General features: G+C 69.4%; 5 protein-coding genes (1 of these 5 only partly in view). 3 read left to right on the forward strand and 2 right to left on the reverse strand.

Going from position 1 to position 19394, the window contains the following annotated elements; translation table 11 throughout:
- The 3 genes from ABZ807_RS25725 to ABZ807_RS25735 all read left to right on the forward strand — a co-directional run.
- On the forward strand, window positions 1-15542 hold the 3' portion of the coding sequence (locus tag ABZ807_RS25725; RefSeq protein WP_357163002.1) for a hypothetical protein. 13477 nt of this gene lie to the left of the window's left edge; 15542 of the gene's 29019 nt are visible here — the last part of the coding sequence; its start codon lies off the left edge, out of view; it ends in the stop codon at window positions 15540-15542.
- A 199-nt stretch (window positions 15543-15741) separates the two neighbouring features.
- A complete protein-coding gene (locus ABZ807_RS25730; RefSeq protein WP_357163005.1) occupies window positions 15742-16788 on the forward strand; it encodes a hypothetical protein in 1047 nt (348 codons plus the stop codon).
- Between the two features lie 27 nt (window positions 16789-16815).
- Complete coding sequence (locus tag ABZ807_RS25735; protein ID WP_357163008.1) at window positions 16816-17922, forward strand: phosphotransferase family protein; 1107 nt, start codon at window positions 16816-16818, stop codon at window positions 17920-17922.
- A gap of 44 nt (window positions 17923-17966) precedes the next feature.
- Here ABZ807_RS25735 and ABZ807_RS25740 read toward each other — a convergent pair whose 3' ends face one another.
- Both ABZ807_RS25740 and ABZ807_RS25745 read right to left on the reverse strand, forming a co-directional pair.
- A complete protein-coding gene (locus ABZ807_RS25740) occupies window positions 17967-18983 on the reverse strand; it encodes an alpha/beta hydrolase (protein ID WP_357163011.1) in 1017 nt (338 codons plus the stop codon).
- A 217-nt stretch (window positions 18984-19200) separates the two neighbouring features.
- Window positions 19201-19394, reverse strand: a 194-nt coding sequence (locus tag ABZ807_RS25745) for a hypothetical protein (RefSeq protein ID WP_357163014.1), incomplete at its 5' end; no start/stop codon positions are given.

Raw genomic sequence — 19394 nt, forward strand, 5'->3', positions numbered from 1 at the left:
GTCCCGCGGATTTCCCGCAGCGCAAGGTGGCGCTCGCGTCCTGGGTGGAGCAGCTCGCCTCGCCGGGCGCCACCCTGCCGCCACTGGCGGCCGTGGGACTCGCACCGGCGGTCGCGGCTCTTTTCGGCGTACGCGTGGAACTGATTCGTCCCGATCGCGTTCTGACGTTCGACCCGCCGACCGTCAGCGCCACGACGCCGACCGTCCACCTGGTCGTCAGCGCCGACGGCGGCACCTGGGCGACCGCGGACACTGGGTCGCGGGTGCCCTCGCCGACCACGTCGGACTTCCAGACCGCAAGCGAGGGCGTACCCTCGCCAACCACGTCGGACTTCCAGACCGCAAGCGAGGGCGTACCCTCGCCAACCACGTCAGACTTCCAGACCGCAAGCGAGGGCGTGCCCTCCGACTCGGAGTCGGACCACGGCATCGGCGGGGAATCCGAATCGGGGTACCTGGGCGACGTGTCCGACGAGTTGTCGGACGAGGACCCGCCGCCGTCGCCGATCCTGCCGCCGCCGCCACCGCCCTCGCCGGTCCTGCCGCCGCAGCCCGTGCCGCCGCCGAGTACCCCGCTGGCCATGGATGCCGTCTTTTACAGCGCGGGCATCCCGCGCTCGGAGCTGCCCGGCATGACGCAGCTGCTGGCCAGCATGCAGGCTACGACGAATCGCCTGGGCATACAGGTGACCGCCGCGGAGTGGGCGGCGGTGCCGCAGAACCTGCTGAGCAACTACCAGCACATCGTCACCGACGGCATGGTGGTCCGGCTGGGCGGCGCGGAGTTCCGCGTCCGTTTGGCGCTGACCGACCCGCGCGACCTGAGCAATCCTGCCGGATCCTTCGACGGCGTCAACCAGCAGCGCTCGTCCGACGACATCGAGGGCCGGGCCGACAGCGCCGCCGGGCGCTATCACGCCAACCAGGCCACCAGCGCTGTCTTTCAGACGGGCGCGCACTCGCAGTCCTACAGCGGGCAGGGCACCGCAATCCGGGCGAACCTGTCCGCGGCGTTCGCGCTCGGCATCGACCCGAGCGTCGTCCAGGTCGTGCGGCTCGGTGTCAGCGTCAGCGGCGAAGCCAACGCCATCAGTCGGGGAACGGGCCACATCAAGGACGCCGAAGGCGGGCGCGTCTTCGACTACCGCAGCGACTCGCGCATGGTGGCGCTTCAGGGTACGTGGCAGTCCCAGTGGCGTACGGACCCTCAGGTGCCGTGGAGCCAGCTGCGGGCAACCCATGCGAATCCCCCGGCCGATCAGCGGTTGATCCTCGCCGTCCCCGAGCATGACCTGAATCCGGTCCCCACACAGGTGCACGCGGTCGCCCCGCCCGTCGGTACTCCCGCCCATCAGGAGTTCCTGGAGAATCAGACGCGTATCCCGGAGACCTACTACGCCTCCGGCCTGTCGGGGATCGCCGAGCTGACGGATGAGATCGCGGCACAACTGCACGCGGCGGGCGTCAACGCGCCCATCGGCGGCCTCCTGCGCGACGAACTGAACCAGAAGGTGTCCAATCTCAACGTCCACTTCCACGAAGCGGTCAACTCTGCGGAGGGCTACCACTTCACGCTGCATGACAACGGCCGGGTCATCGCCGACGTCGCCATCCATTCACAACGGCTGGCCGGTGCGCGCCGGGTCGGCGGCAGCAGCGACGTCGGCCACATCGAGCTGGTGCGCACGGCGATCACCGGCAACAGCGGTTCGATATCGGTGGGGCAGACCTCCGGCGTCAAGGGCAGCGTCGACGTCAACATGGCGCCGCTGCCATGGCTGAAACTCGGCGTCGGCGCGTCCGCGGGCATCAACTGGAACACCTCCTACGCAAACCGCTCCGGCCGAGCCGGGCTCTGGGTGGTCGTTTCCCGGTACACCGGATTCACCTCGGCGTACGCGATGAGATTCCAGCACCACGCGACGATCTCGGTGCGTACGCGGCCCGACGCCGAACCGGTCCCGACGAACCAGGTCCAGGGCCAGGCGTTGACCCGGTTCCCGGAGCCGGCGGCGCTGGCCCATTCGCTTCCGGTCGACGCGGCGGCCGTCCACCCGTCTGCGGCGGAACGTGTGCAGACGATCAACGACAGGTCGATGATCGAGTACTCCGACGGCCTGCTCCGCAACACGGTTCCCCGGCCGAACGATCCCCAGGTCCTGCCGCTGCCCGCGCATGTGTCCGAGGGCGGGGGCATCGGGCACGGTCTGGCGCACTTCGCGGAACAGGCCCCCCGGGACCTGCTCGACGTGCTCGAACCCGAACTGCAGGCGGCCGGGTTCCTGCCACCGGACCTCGCCCGCCCGTTCCATCTCGGCGACGATCCGGTCCAGTGGGCCACCGAGACCGCCGTGGACTCCTGGATGGACAACGTCGAACTCCTCCAGAAGATGGTCTCCGTCCGGGCCCTCGACTCCCATTACGACGACATCCACCGCGACGGCATGTCGTTCACCCTGCGCGTCCGCGACAAGAAGGGTGTTGTCCGCGCCGCCCGGATCACGATCACGGCGAGGATGCATCTGCCGACGGACGCCCAGGGCAACGCGACCGGCTTCGAGCGGATCACCGACGAGTACCACGCGGTCCTGCTGAGCATGGGCATGAACACGGCCTCGGGTAGCGTCGGCGGATCCAAGGAGTTCGTCGCGGGCGTGAAGCTCAAGGGTGGCGTCGACGGCCTGCCATACAGCGACTTCCTGCGCGGTGGTGTCGACTATCAGCGCAAGGTGGGCGCGAGCGACTCGATCAACTACCTGACCAACGAACCGATCCTCGGTGAGTACCCGGGCGCACTCGCACAGTTCCGGCTGCGCAGCCGCTTCCGGATTCAGGTCGAGTACTCCACCGACCGCCAGGCGTTCGACGTGCGGATGCCCAGGCGGCACAGCGCGCTGGTGCACGTGATCCCGGGCATCAACAACCCCAACCATCCCCGGGGCAACGGCCAGCCCACCCACCGGCGGGTGCTGGACAAGGCGTTCGTCTACTCGCTGGACACCGCGGGTCTCGTGCAGCACGTGCGCGACTCACAGCCCCGGTTCACCGGGCCCGGCCGGGTCACCGACGAGGAACTCACGAACTTCGCCGGCAACATCCAGGTCCGGGCGCACTTGCGGGAGATTCTCGCCGGGCAGTACACGACCGAGCATCTGCACGAGACCGGGTTCCTCGTCGGGCGGCAGGGCGCCGTGTCGATCTCGGCCACGGTCGGCGACTCGACCTTCGTCGGGTCCACGCCGGACAAGTTCGTCCTGGGCCTGATCGACCTGTGGCTCGCGCAGACGGGCCAATCCAGCTCGGTATCCAACGGCGTCACCTTCGAGCAGATCGCCTTCGGCCTCGGCGGCGACCCGCGCAACGCCAACCTGGGCGGCGTCGCCGCCGACACCAGCAAGACCAGCCACATCGGCTGGACCGAGTCGCAATCTATCGGGCGTACCGGCGGCATCGAGCTTCTCGACCTCGACTTCCACCGGGTGTACGCCTATACCGCCCCCGCGCGCTTCCAGGTGACCGCGATGCAACGCCGGGAGGGCAAGCTCATCCCCTCGGGCGCCCAGCACACCAGGCACACCGATCGCCGTGACCGGACGATGGTGTACGTCCTGGCCGAGCCCGAGGCGCTGGCCCTGTACGCCGAGAACGAGCTGCCCGTCGACACGTATCAGCTCGAGGACGCGATGGGCCGTTGGTTCGCCGGCGAACTCGTCCTGCCGGGCGACACGGTCGCGGGGGTCCTCACCCGCATGGCGCAGGACGGGCAGGGCACGCCGGCCCGGATCCGGGTCTGGGCGCGAGGGCTCGTCAACCACCACAACGATGGCCGGCTGCCGGTCAACGACCAGCGGGTGCGCGATGCCTTCGAGCGGCAGTTCGAGCTCAGCTTCCGCCGGCAGCGCAGCCCCTACTCGTCGATGACCATGCCGGAGTACATGATCCGGGGCGGTGCCAGGGCCCTGGGCCACCACGCGGTGCACACGTTCGCGCTCGACAGCATGCGTACGCCCTTCGACGAGGTGCACGCCGCCGTCGAGCAGGCCGCGCCGGGGCTGCTCGGCCGCCATCCGCAGGTCTGGACCGGCCGGGACGACGACATGGGACGCCTGCCCGGCGGCGTGGAAGCCCTGCAGAGCCTGCTCTCCGGCGGCCGCGAGCACGCGATGATCAAAGATCTCATGCACTCCGAAGGTCTGTGGATCTACTTTGTGAACCCGGTGGGCTGGTTCAACGCCGATGTCGTCGCCGTCAACCTGCGCCTGACGCTGACCGGCCAGCCCCAGGTGCGCTCCTTCGTCGGCGAGTCCGGAATCGAGAACTACGGCCACGCGTACATCAACTCCAACAAGAAGCAGGAGCGCCAGTCGTCGTACGGATACACGGCTGCCCATGTCGGTCTCAACGGTGTCCAGGGCATGTCCGGCGGCACGTCGCTGGCGGTGGGCGGCGGCACGTCGCGCGGTATAGACCGCAACACCCAGGGCACCGAGGAGATGACCGTCTACGACTGGAGCGGCAGCTATCGCGTCGAGTCCCGGTTCACCTTCGACATCGAGGTACGCCGCCTCAACATGGTCAACCGGCCGCTCAACAACCTGATGATGCGTGCCTACCGGACGATGGCCGGACATGCCCGGCCGGTGAACGTCTCCCGCGCCGGCACCCTCGACCTCAAGGTCCCGCGCGGCCTCGCCGAGGCCCGGCCCCTGCAAACGCCCGCCAACCTGCCCAACTTCACGCCGATGCCGCGGCTGCCCGGCGACGCGTACGTGACGACGGCTCTGATCGACGACGCGCCCCGCATCGCCCGGCGGCTGCTCGCCGACGCGCTGGGCGACGTCGCCGAGAACAGCGACTTCTACTCCAGCGTCTCGCTGCCGGTGCTGTTCTCGCGCTCGCACATGGCCAACCACATGCCGCACATCCTCAGCCCCGAGGGTCACGTGCTCGCCGACGACCTGGCGCTGGCCGGGCACTCCAGCGACCGGGTTCGCCTCAGCATGCGCGGGCGCCTGTTCGACGTCCAGGTCATCGCACCGATCGTCAACGCGACCGGCACCGGCCGCTACGGCAAACACCAGAGCGGCACGAGCGCCACCTCCAACACGGCCCTGCGCGCGTGGACGGCGTCCGGCGACGCCGGCAACACCCAGACGATGGGGGTCAACGACGCCGCCCACCTCAAAGACCCCTGGGGCACGCACAACTTCGACGCCTCGACCAGCGTCAAACGCCAGAATCCGCAGGGCCAGGGCAGCACCTACACCGACAACTACCGTCGGGAGCAACACCTCAAACAACAGGGCAAAGTCTTCCTGGTACGCATGCGCGGCGTCTTCGAGCTGGAGGCGAGGCGTACGCACCACAACCTGTTCAGCAGCCCGGACTACCGAGGAACCTTCCGCAGCGACCCGATCACCGGCGACGTCTACGCCGAGGTCTTCGCCGACGAACTGGCCGCGCTGCAACAGCGAATCGCCGACCAGACCGCGGCCGGGCAGGCGCAGAACGACCCGGCACGGTGGACACCGCTCGGACCGAACCCGGCCGTGATGAACCTGCACGACATGCTTTCCGCCGCCGGGCGCGACGGCGCGGACGCGTTCCAGGCAGGCGACCACGTCACGCGGGCCGTACGCGACCACCTCGCGCAAACGCGGCGCAACCTGCCCCGGCCCCGGGGCCGTCTCGTCCACCGGAACCAGATCCAGGACACGCGGCCCGTCATCCTCCAGGTCGACGAGGCCGCCCGAGCACACCGGACCTATCTTGTCGTCCTCGACTGGGCCGAGCGACACCTCGGCGACCGCCTCGCGGAGCCGGCGCGCACGAACTTCCGGCGGTATCGGCATCAACTTCCCCGGCGGATGCCCAACCCGACCACGCCGGAGATGGTCACGACCTGGCGGGAGCGCACCACCGAAGTGATCAACTTCGTCAACGCCACCCTGCGGCCCGGCCGCGGCCCGCTCGCCCTGCCGCCCGAGGTGTCGGTGCTCGGGCTGGACCCCGTCACGATCGGCCGCCAAGTGGCGCACGAACTCGGCAGGGACGTCCTCGTCCAGGTGAGCTCGGCCGACGGGCAGGTCTGGCACCGGTCAGCGCCGGACGGGCGCACCTATCGCGTGGGACCGGACACCCGGCCCATCGACCTCCAGACAGCGGTGCGCAACCTTCCACGGTCGATACGCCATGAGATCCGCGACTTCGACATGCCTCAGGCAGACCTGGCCGATCTGTATCGCGACTCCTGGGCCCAGGGCATGACCTTCGAACAGGCCGTCGCCGAGCACATCCGTCCACTTCGAGTGCGGCGGGACACGGACCGACGGGTCGAGGATCTCCTGGCCGAGGTGGGCCGCGACGAGTTCGGCAGGCTCTACGAACAGGCAGCCTCGATCATCCACCAGTGGACGTTCGGGCGTACCGACGCCACCACGGCGATCGAGGTCCAGGCGGCGCTCGGCGACAACGACGCTTTCATCACCATCATGGAGGCGCTGACGCGCAGCCGGATCCGGGCCGAGGAGATGGCTCGCGAGCTCGGCTGGGCTCGCGGCTTCACGGTACGGCCCGCGCCATCCCCGCCAGAAGCCCGTCCGCCGGCGGTGATCATCCCGGCACCCGTCGGCACCCGCTTCGCGGGGCTCGCCGCCCGGTGGCTGGCCGCCAGACGAGGCCGGACGTCTCCCGGCGTGGACACGGTGCCGCCGCCCAGCGAGTACCTGTCCGCCGGACCCGAACAGCCCGAACTGCTCGCGGACCGTCCGGTGGAGCAGCAGGCCCGCGCGGTCGCCACATACCTGCGGGGTGCCCTGCCCGGCATGAAGGTCGAAGGGCCTGTGGAAAGACTCACCGGGAACCTGCCTCCGGGCGCCCTGGTATGGATGGGCCGCGCCCAAGACCCTGCTTCGGCATACGAGGTGACGAAGGCCGGCAGGATCCTCGAGTTCGTGACCGGCCCGCAGCCCAGGACTGTGTCGTCCTTCGTGATTCCGCAGCCCGGCCCGCGCGCCTCCGGGATCGTCTACGTGGTCGCGTTGCCCGACATGCAGGAGACCACCAAGCCGCCGATGACGGTCTTTGGTGGATTGACTGCAATCCCCGAGGAGGAAGAGGCCACCGAGCCGCCGGTGACGGTCATCGGTGGGGCCGACGGCGCCGAGGAGGAGACGACCGACTTCGCGCCGATCCGGGGGGTCCGGCCGGAGCCGACGGCGGACCGGGGCGCGCTACCACCCCCGGTCATCGGGCGGACCCGGCGGCAACCGGGCCCGGTCAGAGACGGGTACGCTCAACCGACGCCGCGCGACCTGGAGTGGCTCCGCGATCACCAGCGCAGGATCGAGGACACGCCCAGAGACGGTGACTGCTTCTTCCACGCGACGGTGGCGGCGGTCGGCCAGGACGACATCAGGCGAGCGATGGACGTGCTCACCCGGCACCTGGGTCTGCCGCTTCGGACGACAGCCGACAACATCCCCATCACCGGCCGGGATCTGCGGCTGTTCATCGCCGACGTGGTCGAACAGCAGTTCGACGGCGCATACCACGAGGCCCTTCAGCTCGACACTCTCAACGAGGTCGCCAATACGACGAACCCGCGGGCGGGGGCGGTCGACGCGTTGAGGCAGCTGGGGGACTACGCTCCGGAGTACGGAGACTTCCACCCGGCGATCACCATCAACGTCCTGCGCCTCGCCGGCCAGCTGGGCGGACCTGAGCTGGACCGGTCCGCTGTCACGCTGCGGGTGCTTCACGACGGGGCCATCATGGGCCGCGGCGACGACGAGGAGCATTACGAGCCCGATTTCCCCGTCGTGAATCGGGCCGGCCTGCACTACTTCGTGACCCGACGTGCCGGCGTACCGGTGCCGGCGGTGGCACACTTCCCACCGGTTCCCGGCAGGGTGGCGGTCGGTCACGCGATCTACGACTCGCCGTCATGGGCAGTCGACGGCAACGGCGTGTACCGCGGCATCGCCGGGGGTGACCGGACGGTCCGGGAACTGCCGGTGGGGTTGCGCCCCGGCCATCCATACGGCGAGACGACCGCCGAACAGTTCCGGGAAAGCATGCGCTGGCTGCTGCCGGGAACAGACAACAACGATGATCAGCAGGTGGCCCTCCTCGGGCTCGCCGCCGACGTGGCGGAGGAAGGAGTGCTCACCGACGACGTCGCCGCCGAGATCGCCCGTACGTTCGGCGTACGCGTGCAGGTGTTCACGACCGCCGCCGACGGACAGGTGTCCGCCCGCGAACCGGTTGGTCAGCGGGGCCGCGTCATCCGGCTGCACCAGACGTTCCGCTACGAAGGGGCGATGCAGGTCGCACCCCTCCTGGTAGACCCGCCGGGCCTCGGTCGTGCGTATCAGCCGACGACGCGGGGCCCCGTGCACGGTCTGCGGCTCGCGCATTCCGAGCGCCGGGAACTGCCGCAGGCCACCTGGTACTTCACCCACCAGGCGAACCAGGCCCTGACCACCGCACTGATGGGCTACCCGGCGGATCCGAACACTCTCACCGTCTTCCTCGGGGCGCCCGGCGTACTCATAACAGACCACTTGATCGCCGACGTGGTCGCTGACCTCGCCTCGGTCCCAAACTCCACCCACCAGCACCTGAGGTTCGTCGTCCTCGGCCGGTGGCCCGCGAACTGGTCGCCGATCGAGAGGAGTGCCCTCGCCGGGTTCGTAGGGGCGGGCGGCGGGCGAGCGACCACCGTTGATGAGCAGGAGCTTCTGAGAACGGCGCGCGCACATCCCTCGCGCGGGCTCACCAGTCCGCCCCAGATGACGACGCGCTTCCGCCCGGCTCCGGCCACGTCGCCCGGCGGGCCCATGGCGGGGTCTTCCCAGCAGCAGCCTCAATCGTCGTCCGAACAGGGAATCACCCGCCGCGAACGCGCCGCGATCGTGATCACCCTGCTGCGGAGCTATATCGAGGTCAACCCGGAGACCGAGGCGAGGCGTCAGCAGATGGCTCCGTATGTGGCCGCTGTCGACGGAGGCGATCCCGAGGCGCTCGACGAGAGCATCGCTGTCCTCGAATCGCTGCTGGAGCACTTCAAGCAGCAGGACGACAGTAGATCGACGACCACGCCGAGCGGCCTGCCTACGGCAGCACCGTCCCAGGACCCTCGGCCCGCTTCCGACCCGCCGGCCCGAGTTCCGCTGCCGTCGGGAGAGGCGGCGTACCGGGCGATGCGGTGGATGCTGGCGCCCGGCCCCCGGCCTTCGGGCCAACCTGCCCGAGTTGACTCGGCGGCGCAGGCCGACGCGATTGCCTTCGACCTTGCGGCGGTCGACGATCAGGTGCAGCAGCTGTCGCACGCGCTCGCCCAGGAGCAGGATTTCACGGTGTCGACACCCGCGAGGCTGTGGCAGGACGAGACATTGCCGGAAGGCACGCGGATCTGGTTCGGCGACGAGAACGGGTCGCGGTGGGTGGCGCTGGTGCAGCCCGATGGCCGCTACCTGAGGTATCTGCCCGACGACGACATCACCCAGGTGGACTCGCCATCGGACACCGACTTCGCCAGGCTGCTGGCGGGTGACGGCCGCTGGGTGGTCGCCACCCCGGTTCCGGTCCGCCTCGTGGGGCCGGAACCGATCATCACGGCCGGACGGGGGCCCAGGTCTCCCATTCCGCCCGGCGAGCCGATTTCAGTTCTGATGCCGCCGCTGGCGTCCGTGCAGCCACCGGCGTCCGTGCAGCCGCTGGAGCCCGATGCGCTCGTGCGTCTTGCCGAGGCCGGTCGGCTGATCCACTGGCGTGGTCTGCTGTTTGATCCACTGTCCGGTGCCGCCATTGATACGGATGTACGCCGGTTGTACCTGATCGATCCCGTGCACCCGACGCACCCCAATCCCGCTCGCCCACAACGCACCCTGCTGTATCGGGGCGGGCAGGCGCTGCGGGGGTTCGAGCTGACACACGGGGGGTACGGCTTCGGAATACTCGGTGCCCTCGACGAGAACGGACAAATCCTCGCCGGGGGTCACCCTCTCTCCCTGGAGGAGTTCATCGAGGACTGGATTGCGTTGGCCACTCTCGGCCACCGGCCCGGAACGGACCGGAACGACCGGGTCCTGCTGGCGCTCCAGATCGATCGGCGGGATCAGGCCGGTCCGTTCGTGGACGCCCTGGCGAGCTTGGTGTGGCAGCTGGAGAACGCGGGCGCGTCGTTGCCGTCGGAGATCGCGTTGCTGGAGTTCGACGGCATTTCGGTGCCGCACGTCACGATGAAGAAGGTCGCCAGCCGCGAGCCGTTGACGGCCCAGACGGTACTCGACCTGCGGCAGCCGGCCCGAGCGCAGCTGTACCTGGAGGGGCGCCTGCCCGTCGGTGCTCCCTCCTACGACGCCCTTCCCTCCTACGAGACCGCGCTCGAGTCGGCGGAAGAAGCCGTGCCTTCGGCACCGCCGGTTGCCCCGCCGCGCCTGTTGCGGGTCCCGAGCACCACGCCCTGGACCGATCCAGCCCAGGGGAGTGGTTTCGGGGTCAACGAGTGGCTGCTCCTGGGACTGTGGCCTGCCCGCTCGGTTTCCGACGACTTCACGCCCGAGTGGGCCGGGGTGCCGGCCATCGCAGACGCCGCCGAGGTGGCGCTGCCCGCTAGCGGAGCCGTTCCGGCGATCACGCTGGGGGTGGCTCACAACCGGCATCGGCCGATCTCGCTGTGGCTCAACCGGTACGCGACCGGGCCGCTTGCCGTGCCTCTCACGGACAGCACCGACATGGCCCAACTGGCGTTCTACCGCTTCATGACGTCGGCGGAGGTCGACCGTTGGGACCCGGAACACGACAACGGGCTCCACAGGTACCTGGGCTCGTTCGGCGAGCACCCTCGTGACCTGGACCTGGTGTCCGCTCTGCACGATGTTCCGGACCGCGAGCGTGATCCGGTCGATCTGATCGATGCCGAACTGCTCGGCGAGCGCGGGCGCCCGGTCACCGAGCTTCATCAGGCGATTCGTGCGGTACGCCAAGCCCGGCTCGCCGAACGCTTCCCGTCGGACGGGCTCCAGCAGGAGCTCACCAGGATGACCGAACTGATTCCGTGGGCCGAGGCGTCCCGGATCGTGGTGGAGCGTGGACGCCTCGTTGGGGACCAGCTGCGCACCACGTCGGCCGGCGACCAGGACGCCGACCGGTACGCGCAGCGACTGCCGCTGGCCGCGGACGACCCACATCGCACCTGGCTCGTGGTGCTTCCCGATGTGGTGCTCGCGGAGCAGGACGGGTCGCCGTTCGTGAATCAGCTCAGCCGGCACATGTGGGTGGTGACAGCGGCGCCGCATGCCAACGGCTGGATCGTGCACGAGATGGGCTCCAGCCACACGACACGGTACGCGACGCTGTCCGCGGCGGTGGCGCTGATCTCGGCGGTTGACGCCTCGCGCCGGATCGCCGCGACGGACGATACGGCGCGCGACCAGACTCTGGTGTCCGAACGCTTCGCCGTCCTGCCCGCCGAAGCGCGGCGAACGCTGCCGACGGTATCGCAGTCGGACGTTCCGAGCATTGGCGGGACGCGTGAAGTGACGGCGTCCTCCGCGCGTGAGCTGCTTCGCGAGGTGCTGGCGGCGAGCCAGGATCCTGCCGTCCGCCAGACGCTGTCCCAGCAACTGGAGCCGGCCGCCGAACACAGCGCCACCCTGCCGGAGCCGTCCGCAGCGCGGCCTGCGCCGCCGGAGTCGTCCGATCCCGTGACGACACTGCGGAGCCAATCCGGCCGAATCACCTGCAACGGCGTCGACTGGCGAGCGTGGGCCGATACTCGCGCGGCCGTCCCGCTCGCGGCGGACGCGTCGAGTGGCCTGGACGTGCGCCCGGTCGTGCTCCAGGGCGACACGGGAGAGGGCCAGATCATCCAGCGAGGGTTCCTGGCCGTCCGGGGCCGGCCGGGCGGGTGGACCGTCCACGTGCCCAGGTTCAGCCGCGGCCACAGCGACGTCGAGGTGCCGACCGGCCCGTACGCCGATCTCGAGGAGGCGATCATCGCCGGCCGGCGGGCGTTCGACGCCCGTATTCGTGAGCTGGCGGTGCAGGCCGGGCACTGGCGGCGCCTCGTCGGGCCGCGGGTACGGGAAATCGATCCGGTCGACACGTTCCGGCGCCACTGGGAGGCACGTCGGCGGACGGCGTCCGGTCTCGACGACGTCGAGCCAGGCCCTGATGTGGTACGCCCACCGCACACCGGCTGGCAGCGGGATCTGGTCGCCGTCCTCGACCGGTACGGCTGGGAACTCGCGAGCTGGCTCGGCGTACGCGAGGGGGCGCTTCCGGACGACGCGGCAACCGTGCTGGCCGCCGGGCCGGACGACGGCCGCATGCGGATCGTCGTGCTGCCCAGCGAACAGGCCGACGACGTCTCCGCCGACCACCCGGTGCTGACGCAGTTGACGCAGCAGGTCATCGTCGTTCTGCGTGACGGCGACGGATGGCGCGTACTCGACCGGTCCGCCACGGGACGAGCCTTTGCCGACTTGCGAGACGCGCTCGAGGCGAGCCTGGTCCTGGCCGCCACGGCCGTTCCGCCGAGGCGCGACTCCGGCACCGGCGACGCCGCCGACCGCGCGGACCTGGACCGGGCCGCGCGGCTGCTGCGGATGGCCTGGCAGTCGGCGGCGACGCCGCAACATCTGCGCCAGCGGGCATATGACACCGTCGACCTCGCCCTCCCCGCCGATCTTGCCGCGGTTCTGACCGAGCCGCGACGCCGGGACGATGCGCGCCGGTATCTCGCCTTCATCGGCACCAGCCCGATCGGCTTCGCGGACGCAGGTGCGAGGCCCGTCGAGCTCCCGCTGGACGCGGTTGCCCTTCGTGACCCTGGAGCGGGGCAGCCTCCGACGTGGCTGATCGACGCGGCCGAGGTGTGGGGGCGCACCCCGGGCGGGGCGCACGGGCTCCGCCCGGCCGAGCTGGTGCCCGCTGCGCCGGTGCAGCCGTGGAACGAGCAGACGGCGGCCTTCGCCCAGATCACGGGGACCAGGACGACTTCTGGCGACGGAATCGGGCTGGCCCGCGACCAGCTGGAGCCGCTCATCGGCGCGGTGGACGAAGGCGCGATCGTCCGCCCGTCGACGAGGCCGGACATCCAGCTGATCCCGCGGGGATTCACGCCAGACCAGCGGATGATCCCCGAGGACGGGCCGGTGTGGTTGCTGCGGCACGACTCGGGATTGACCGCGACGAGCTACGCCGGGGCGGCGGGCGAGCCGTCGACCGTGATCGTGTGGCCGGCTCAGGATCAGGATCTCCGCAGCTGGCTGCGGTCATGGCGAGGCGTCCGCGCTCGGACAGTGGTGGAACCAGGCCAGCTCGGGGAAGCCGACCAGCTGGTCACGGGCGCTCGGGAGGCCGTCAGCGCGGAGCGCTTCCTCGCCATGACGGCCGCCGGGCCCGCAGCCGATCAGCGTCCATTGATTGTGGTGCTGGCCGGGGCCACCGGGGCCGATCATGGATTCGTGCGGAGCCTGGTCACCGCGGGCGTGGTGGTTGTCGTGCGGGCCGAAGGCGGAGGGTGGACCGTCGCGACCGCACACGGGGATCTGACCGCTGGATCGATCACGCTGGCGGTCGCGATGCACCTCGACCGAATGGATCCGGAGCACCCTGACACCGAGCTGCTGCGTACGCAGGTGGTGGCGGAGGCCGGCGAGTCGCGGGCCGACGCGATCATCGCGGTGACCCACGCCGAGTACGACCGGATCGTGGCCGGGCGGTCCGTTCTGCTGGCGCGACGGGTCGAGCGTTCGGAGCCGCACTTCCTGATCCGCGTCGACCGCAGCCGTCACGTCAGCCTCGACGGTGGCCGTCGACTGCTGGTCTTCGCGGGTGCGGAGCCGGTGGAGCACCTGGGTTCGGTGACCGATCCCGGCCGCGAAAGACCCGACGACGTGTGGACCGCGCTGCGGGACGGCGGGTTGCTGACCGAGTCCGGGGCGATTCTGCTGGACCTGCCGGCCACCGCGACCGGGATCGAGGAACTGCGCGACGCCATGCCGGAAACGGTCGTCACCAACCGTTTCCTCCCGGCGGCGACGGGCAACCCCGTGATGGTCCACGCCGGTCCGGGCTTGACGGCCTACCAGGTTCGGGCGAGCGCGGGATCGCCCGAGGTCGTCGGCTACGTCATGGTCCAGCGCGTCGAAGGACCGCTGATCCTCGCCACCTACGCGCACCGCCTGATCGTCGCCCAGATCGCGCCGCCGAGCTGGTACGCGCCCGCGGGCCCGGCCGTCCTCAGCGGCAGCCGTGCGGAGGTCGCCGACACCCGGACGCTCATCGAGAGCGGCGGGATCGAGCACGGCCAGATCACGGTGGGTGGGCGCCGGTTGAGCGCCGAACAGTACGCCAGGCTGTTGCCGCTCACGACGACGTTGGGCCGGGCGTTCGAGGCCAGTCCGGGCGTGTTCGTCGTGGTGCTCACCGGCGAGGGTTCCGATATCGACGTGGAGTCTTTCGCCGCGGAGCTGTCGATGTTCGTCCCGACGATGGTGCTGACTCCTGGCTCGTCGGCCGGCTATGACACCTACATCGGCAAGATCTACGGACGGCTGGCGGGCTCGGAGGACTTCGGTGAGACGCTGACGCAGGTCAGAACCTACTGGATGAACCTGCGCCCGCCCGGCACTGGGACCGCGGAAGCGAGCCAGCATCCGGCGCTGAGCTGGCGCGACGACGTGGACGGCGAGTACGCACAGGAATTCGGCTGGCCGGTCGCGTCGGAAGATCTTCCCGTGACGGCCGCGGCACTCGGTTTCCGTGCGGCGACTCTGCAGTTGCGGGGCGACTCCGGGCTGGCGGTGATGATCAATGTTTCTGAGCTGGATCCCGACGCCGCCGACGTCGCGGCGTTCCGGGACGACCTGCGGGAGCAGGTCCGGCAGACCGCACTGGGACAGATCGGGCCGGGCATCCGGCGCGACTTCGTCGGGTTCGCCACGCAGCCCGCCGCTGGGCCGCTGGATGGCTGGGCGGGCCAGCCCGGCGTGCAGGTGATCAGCCTGGCGTTGACCGTACGCGGCAGACCGTGGGGCACGGCCCAGCCGGACGTGCGGGCGGTGCTGCCCGGCGGTGACAACGAGCCGGCGGTCCAGGGCGTCGCAGCCACCCTCGACGACCGCTACCGCGAGGATGCCTTGCACGTCGTGCTGGTGTTGCAAGGCTCGTACGTGTGGGCCGACGGGCAGCTCACCAGTGCGGCTGAACTGGTCGACATGATGCCGGACGCCGACCGGCGACAGCCGCTGGCGATCGTGACCTTCCCGGAGTCGACCAACGAGGAGGTCGAGGAGTTCCGCGACGCGCTGCGCGACGCGCTGCGCGACGCGCTGCGGACCACGTCGGTTGATCCCGACGTCGAGGTGTTCCGGCTGGAGGTTGACCCGCCATGGCAGACGCCGGGGTCGTCCTCAGCTGACGAAGCCGAAGCCGCTGACGAAACCGACACCGAGGAGGGTGACGCGGACGACGCCGATGGCGACGGCAGCGACCCGGACGACACGGGACAGCCGCAGACGACCAGCTGACGGCTTGGACATTGGATATATTCGTCGATCGCCGATCAAGCGAACGCGGTGACGGTGGACAGTCCCCCTGATAGGGACCTTGCCGTGTCCCAGGTCTGCCTGCCTATCGTGACAACAGCCCCGGGAGTCGGCTCTGCTCGCACTTCTCGTCCTGCGGCGACTTTCCGGGTACGTCGCCCCCACATCGAGGTAACCCACGATGAGCCACCTCACCCGTCCACCGGAGACCGACCTGTTCGTCCCGCTCCCCAACGGACAGCACTGGGACCCGCACACGATTCACACGCACTATTTTGGTTTTTCGATCCCCTCGGCCCAGATCGGCGCCTTCCTGTACCTCCGCTACCAACCCGCGTTCCCGCTCTGCCAGGGCGGCGTCGCGATCTTCCAGGGGACCGACAACCTCAGCAGCCTCGACATCGGCCATCTCGACTATGAGATCACGATGCCATGGCCCGAGGTCGAGGCCAACACCATCACCACGGCGAACGGTCTACGGATCGAGTTCGTCGAGCCCGGCCGGGAGGCGCGCGTCAGCTACGCCAGCGCTGACGGACAGACGAAGCTGGAGTTGACCCAGACCGCAGTGACACCGCTGTTCGCACGCGGTCACGTCATGCCGGGCGAGGAGGACTTCCACAACGACCCGATGCGCTTCCCCGGCGGCAGCGAGCAGTTCATGCACTGCGTCGGCGAACTGGTGCTCCACGGCGTACGCCACGACGTCGACTGCTTCACGCCACGCGACCGGTCCTGGCTCCAGGTACGCAAGGAGACGCAAGGCGGTGGAGACCGGCCGCCCGTGGGATGGACGCCGATGTACTTCGGTGCCGATCTGGCCTTCAATCAAGTCGGATTCGAGGCCCCGGACACCGACCCCGGGTGGTCGGGCGTCTACGAGGTGCCCGACGGTACGCCCACCCACCACTTCGCGTGGCTGCACAGCGACGGCGAGACGAAGCAGATCACCCGCGTACGCCGCAATGTGCTCGAACGGCAGCAGCACACGTTCGCGTCGCTGCGCCAGGAGATCGAGGCGGAGGACGAGGACGGCCGGATCTACCGGTTCACCGGAGAGGCGATCGCGACCGCCCCCCTTCCGGCGTGGCCCAACGTCTCGCTGCACGACAGTGTCTACCGGTGGGAGGACGAGCACGGGCGGGCCACGTACTCCACCTACCAGGAAGTCTGGTTCGACCGCTATCAGCGCGCCATGAAGGCCCGCGCGAAGAACGTCCAAGACTGAAACGCTCAAGGCTGAGAGGAGAAACTCGTGGCACTCGCCAACAAGGACCCGCAAGAGATCAGAGACGCGCTGCGGCAGTGGTTCCAGGGGCAGGTGCCCGGAGCGACGGCGGTGTCGATCGACGATCTCTCCGTGCCCAGCGCGAGCGGGATGTCGAACACGTCCGTGCTGTTCACCGCCTCCTGGTCGACCGGCGACACCACGTCGAGCGAACAGCTCGTCGCCCGTATCGCGCCCGACGGCCCGGCCATCTTCATGGAGACCGACCACGCCAAGGAGGCGGCCGTCATGAACGCGCTGGCCGGCGCCGGACTCCCGGTACCCGCGGTGCGGTGGGTCGAGGAGAGTCCCGCAGTGCTGGGCGCTCCCTTCCTCGTGATGGCGCGCGCGACCGGACGGGTGCCCGCGGACGATCCGCCGTTCACGGCCACCGGCTGGGTGCTCGAACTGTCCGAGGACGAGCAGCGGCGTCTGTGCACGGCGTCCATCGAGGCGATCGCCGACGTGAACAACGTCGACTGGAAGGGCCTCGGGCTCGGATTCCTGGCTCCGCCGGAGGGCACCGACGTCTTCGACGCGGAACTCGCCACATGGCGGAAGTTCTACGACTGGGCCCGCAACGGCGAGGTGAACCCCACCATCGAGGCGGGGTTCGGCTGGCTCGACGCCAACCGGCCCGACGACCGGCGCGAGCCGGTGCTCACCTGGGGCGACTCACGTATCGGCAACATGCTGTTCGGCGACGATCTCGCCGTGAACGCGATCCTCGACTGGGAGATGGTCGGCCTCGGCCACCCGGACATGGAACTCGGCTGGTGGCTGTTCATCCTTCGCCACCACACCGAGGGCATCGGGCTTCCCGTGCCGCCCGGCTTCCCCACCCGGGACCAGGTCGTCGCGATCTACGAGCAGGCCTCCGGCCGGACCGTGGACCACCTCGACTACTACGAGGTCTGGGCCGCGGTGCGCCTGGCGATCCTGATGCACCGCGCCGGAAACCTGATGATCGAGATCGGCCTGCTCCCGCCGGACGCGCCGATGAGATTCAACAACCCGGCCAGCCAGCTGCTCGCCAAGCTCATCGGAGCGGAGGCCCCGTCCGGGTCCGCGCAGAGCTTCATCGGCAATCGCTGACGACAAGTGCCCCGCGCTCACCTGGCGCGGGGCACTTCGTTGTCTCAGGGCTTCGCGATCCGCGACGACCACGCCAGCATGATGGCGGCGGCTACGGGCTCGGCGGTACTGAGGTGGATGGAGTGCCCGACGCCGGGCAGCACGACAAAGGCGACGTTGGCCGCGTCGGCGTGCCAGTACGGCGCCTCATGGGCGCGTACGCTGGCGGCGCTGGAGCAGTCAAGGGCGTCGTCGCCACAGAAGATGGCGTCGTCACCACCGAGCATCGTGAGAACCGGCACGGTGACCTGCTGGGTGACAGCGTCGGCCGGGGTCGGCGGGGAGCCGAACGCCACGATCTCCGGGCCCTCGACGCTGGCGTGGATGTCCTTGTTGGCTTCGTCGAGGGCGATGATCTCCGCGTTCGACGTCCCCGGACTGTGATAGAAGCCGCGTACGCCGGGAACGGTGGTGAGGTAACCGTCCAGCCCACGCCCGGCGAACTTCGGGTCCAGATTGGCCTCGTGGTTGGCGGTCGCCAGGAAATCGAACGCGGTGGCGGTGACGGCAAAGGCCGCCCCGGTGTGAATGTAACCGTCGATGTCGCCGTAGCGGGCCGCCTCCACCGCGCCCACACCGGAGCTGAACGAGTGGCCGACTGTGATGACGCGGTCGAACGGCCGCGAGCCCACGGCGCCGGACCGCAACGCGGTCACGACGTCGTGCAGGGCGACCGCCTCACCGGCGAGCGACATCGTGTCGTACGACGGGATCGTGCTCTTGCCCGTGCCGATCCTGTCGAAGGTGAAGGTGGCATACCCAGCCGCGGTCGCCGCGTTGACGTAGGAGTAGATCCCGCCACGATAAGTGCTGTCCCAGTACGTGTGGTTGTAGGTGCCGCCGGGCTGCAGAACCTGGACCGCCCTGGGCGCCGAACCCGGACGCCGGCACAACTTTCCCCACAGCTGGTACGCCGCCGGGCCCGGGTCGGCCAGCCGAACATCGAGCACGTGCTCCGTGCACAGCGGATGGAGGTTGTCGGTCGATCGGGCAGCTGCGGGGGTCGCGATCGTCGCCGACATCGCCACGATGGCTACGAGGCAGGTGACCGGTCTGGACCATCTGGGGGTAATCTGCTGATCCTTCATCGGTGTCCCCATTTCGGTGGGAATATGGTTGACAGAACCATATTGGGATGAGTTCCGATCAACAACGTTCCCGCCCGAAGTGTGCCCGGCCGCCCCCGCTTCGCTGCCTGGACAGGCCCCAGCCGCACGCGACGGACTCAGGCATTCGTCGTCAGCTTCGCCGAGTTTTCGACCACGTACCGCCTTCCACGCTGCTGGCCGGGGCAATGCGCGCGATCGCCAGGTCGCTCGGGTAGTCCCGGTACGCCGCCTCAGCTTGTCGTTTAAGTGCGCCACGAGCGCGGAGAGTGAGGTCGATGTAGGGGATCTCACTTGATGCGGTGCTGTGCAGGAGATGAAGGTTTT

This window comes from Micromonospora sp. NPDC047548 (assembly GCF_040642975.1).
Classification (GTDB): domain Bacteria; phylum Actinomycetota; class Actinomycetes; order Mycobacteriales; family Micromonosporaceae; genus Micromonospora.

What these genes read in the sequence shown, in the direction of transcription:
- ABZ807_RS25730 (WP_357163005.1), top strand. Translation starts at nt 15,742, where the DNA reads ATGAGCCACCTCACCCGTCCACCGGAGACCGACCTGTTCGTCCCGCTC.
- ABZ807_RS25740 (WP_357163011.1), bottom strand. Translation starts at nt 18,983, where the DNA reads ATGTCGGCGACGATCGCGACCCCCGCAGCTGCCCGATCGACCGACAAC.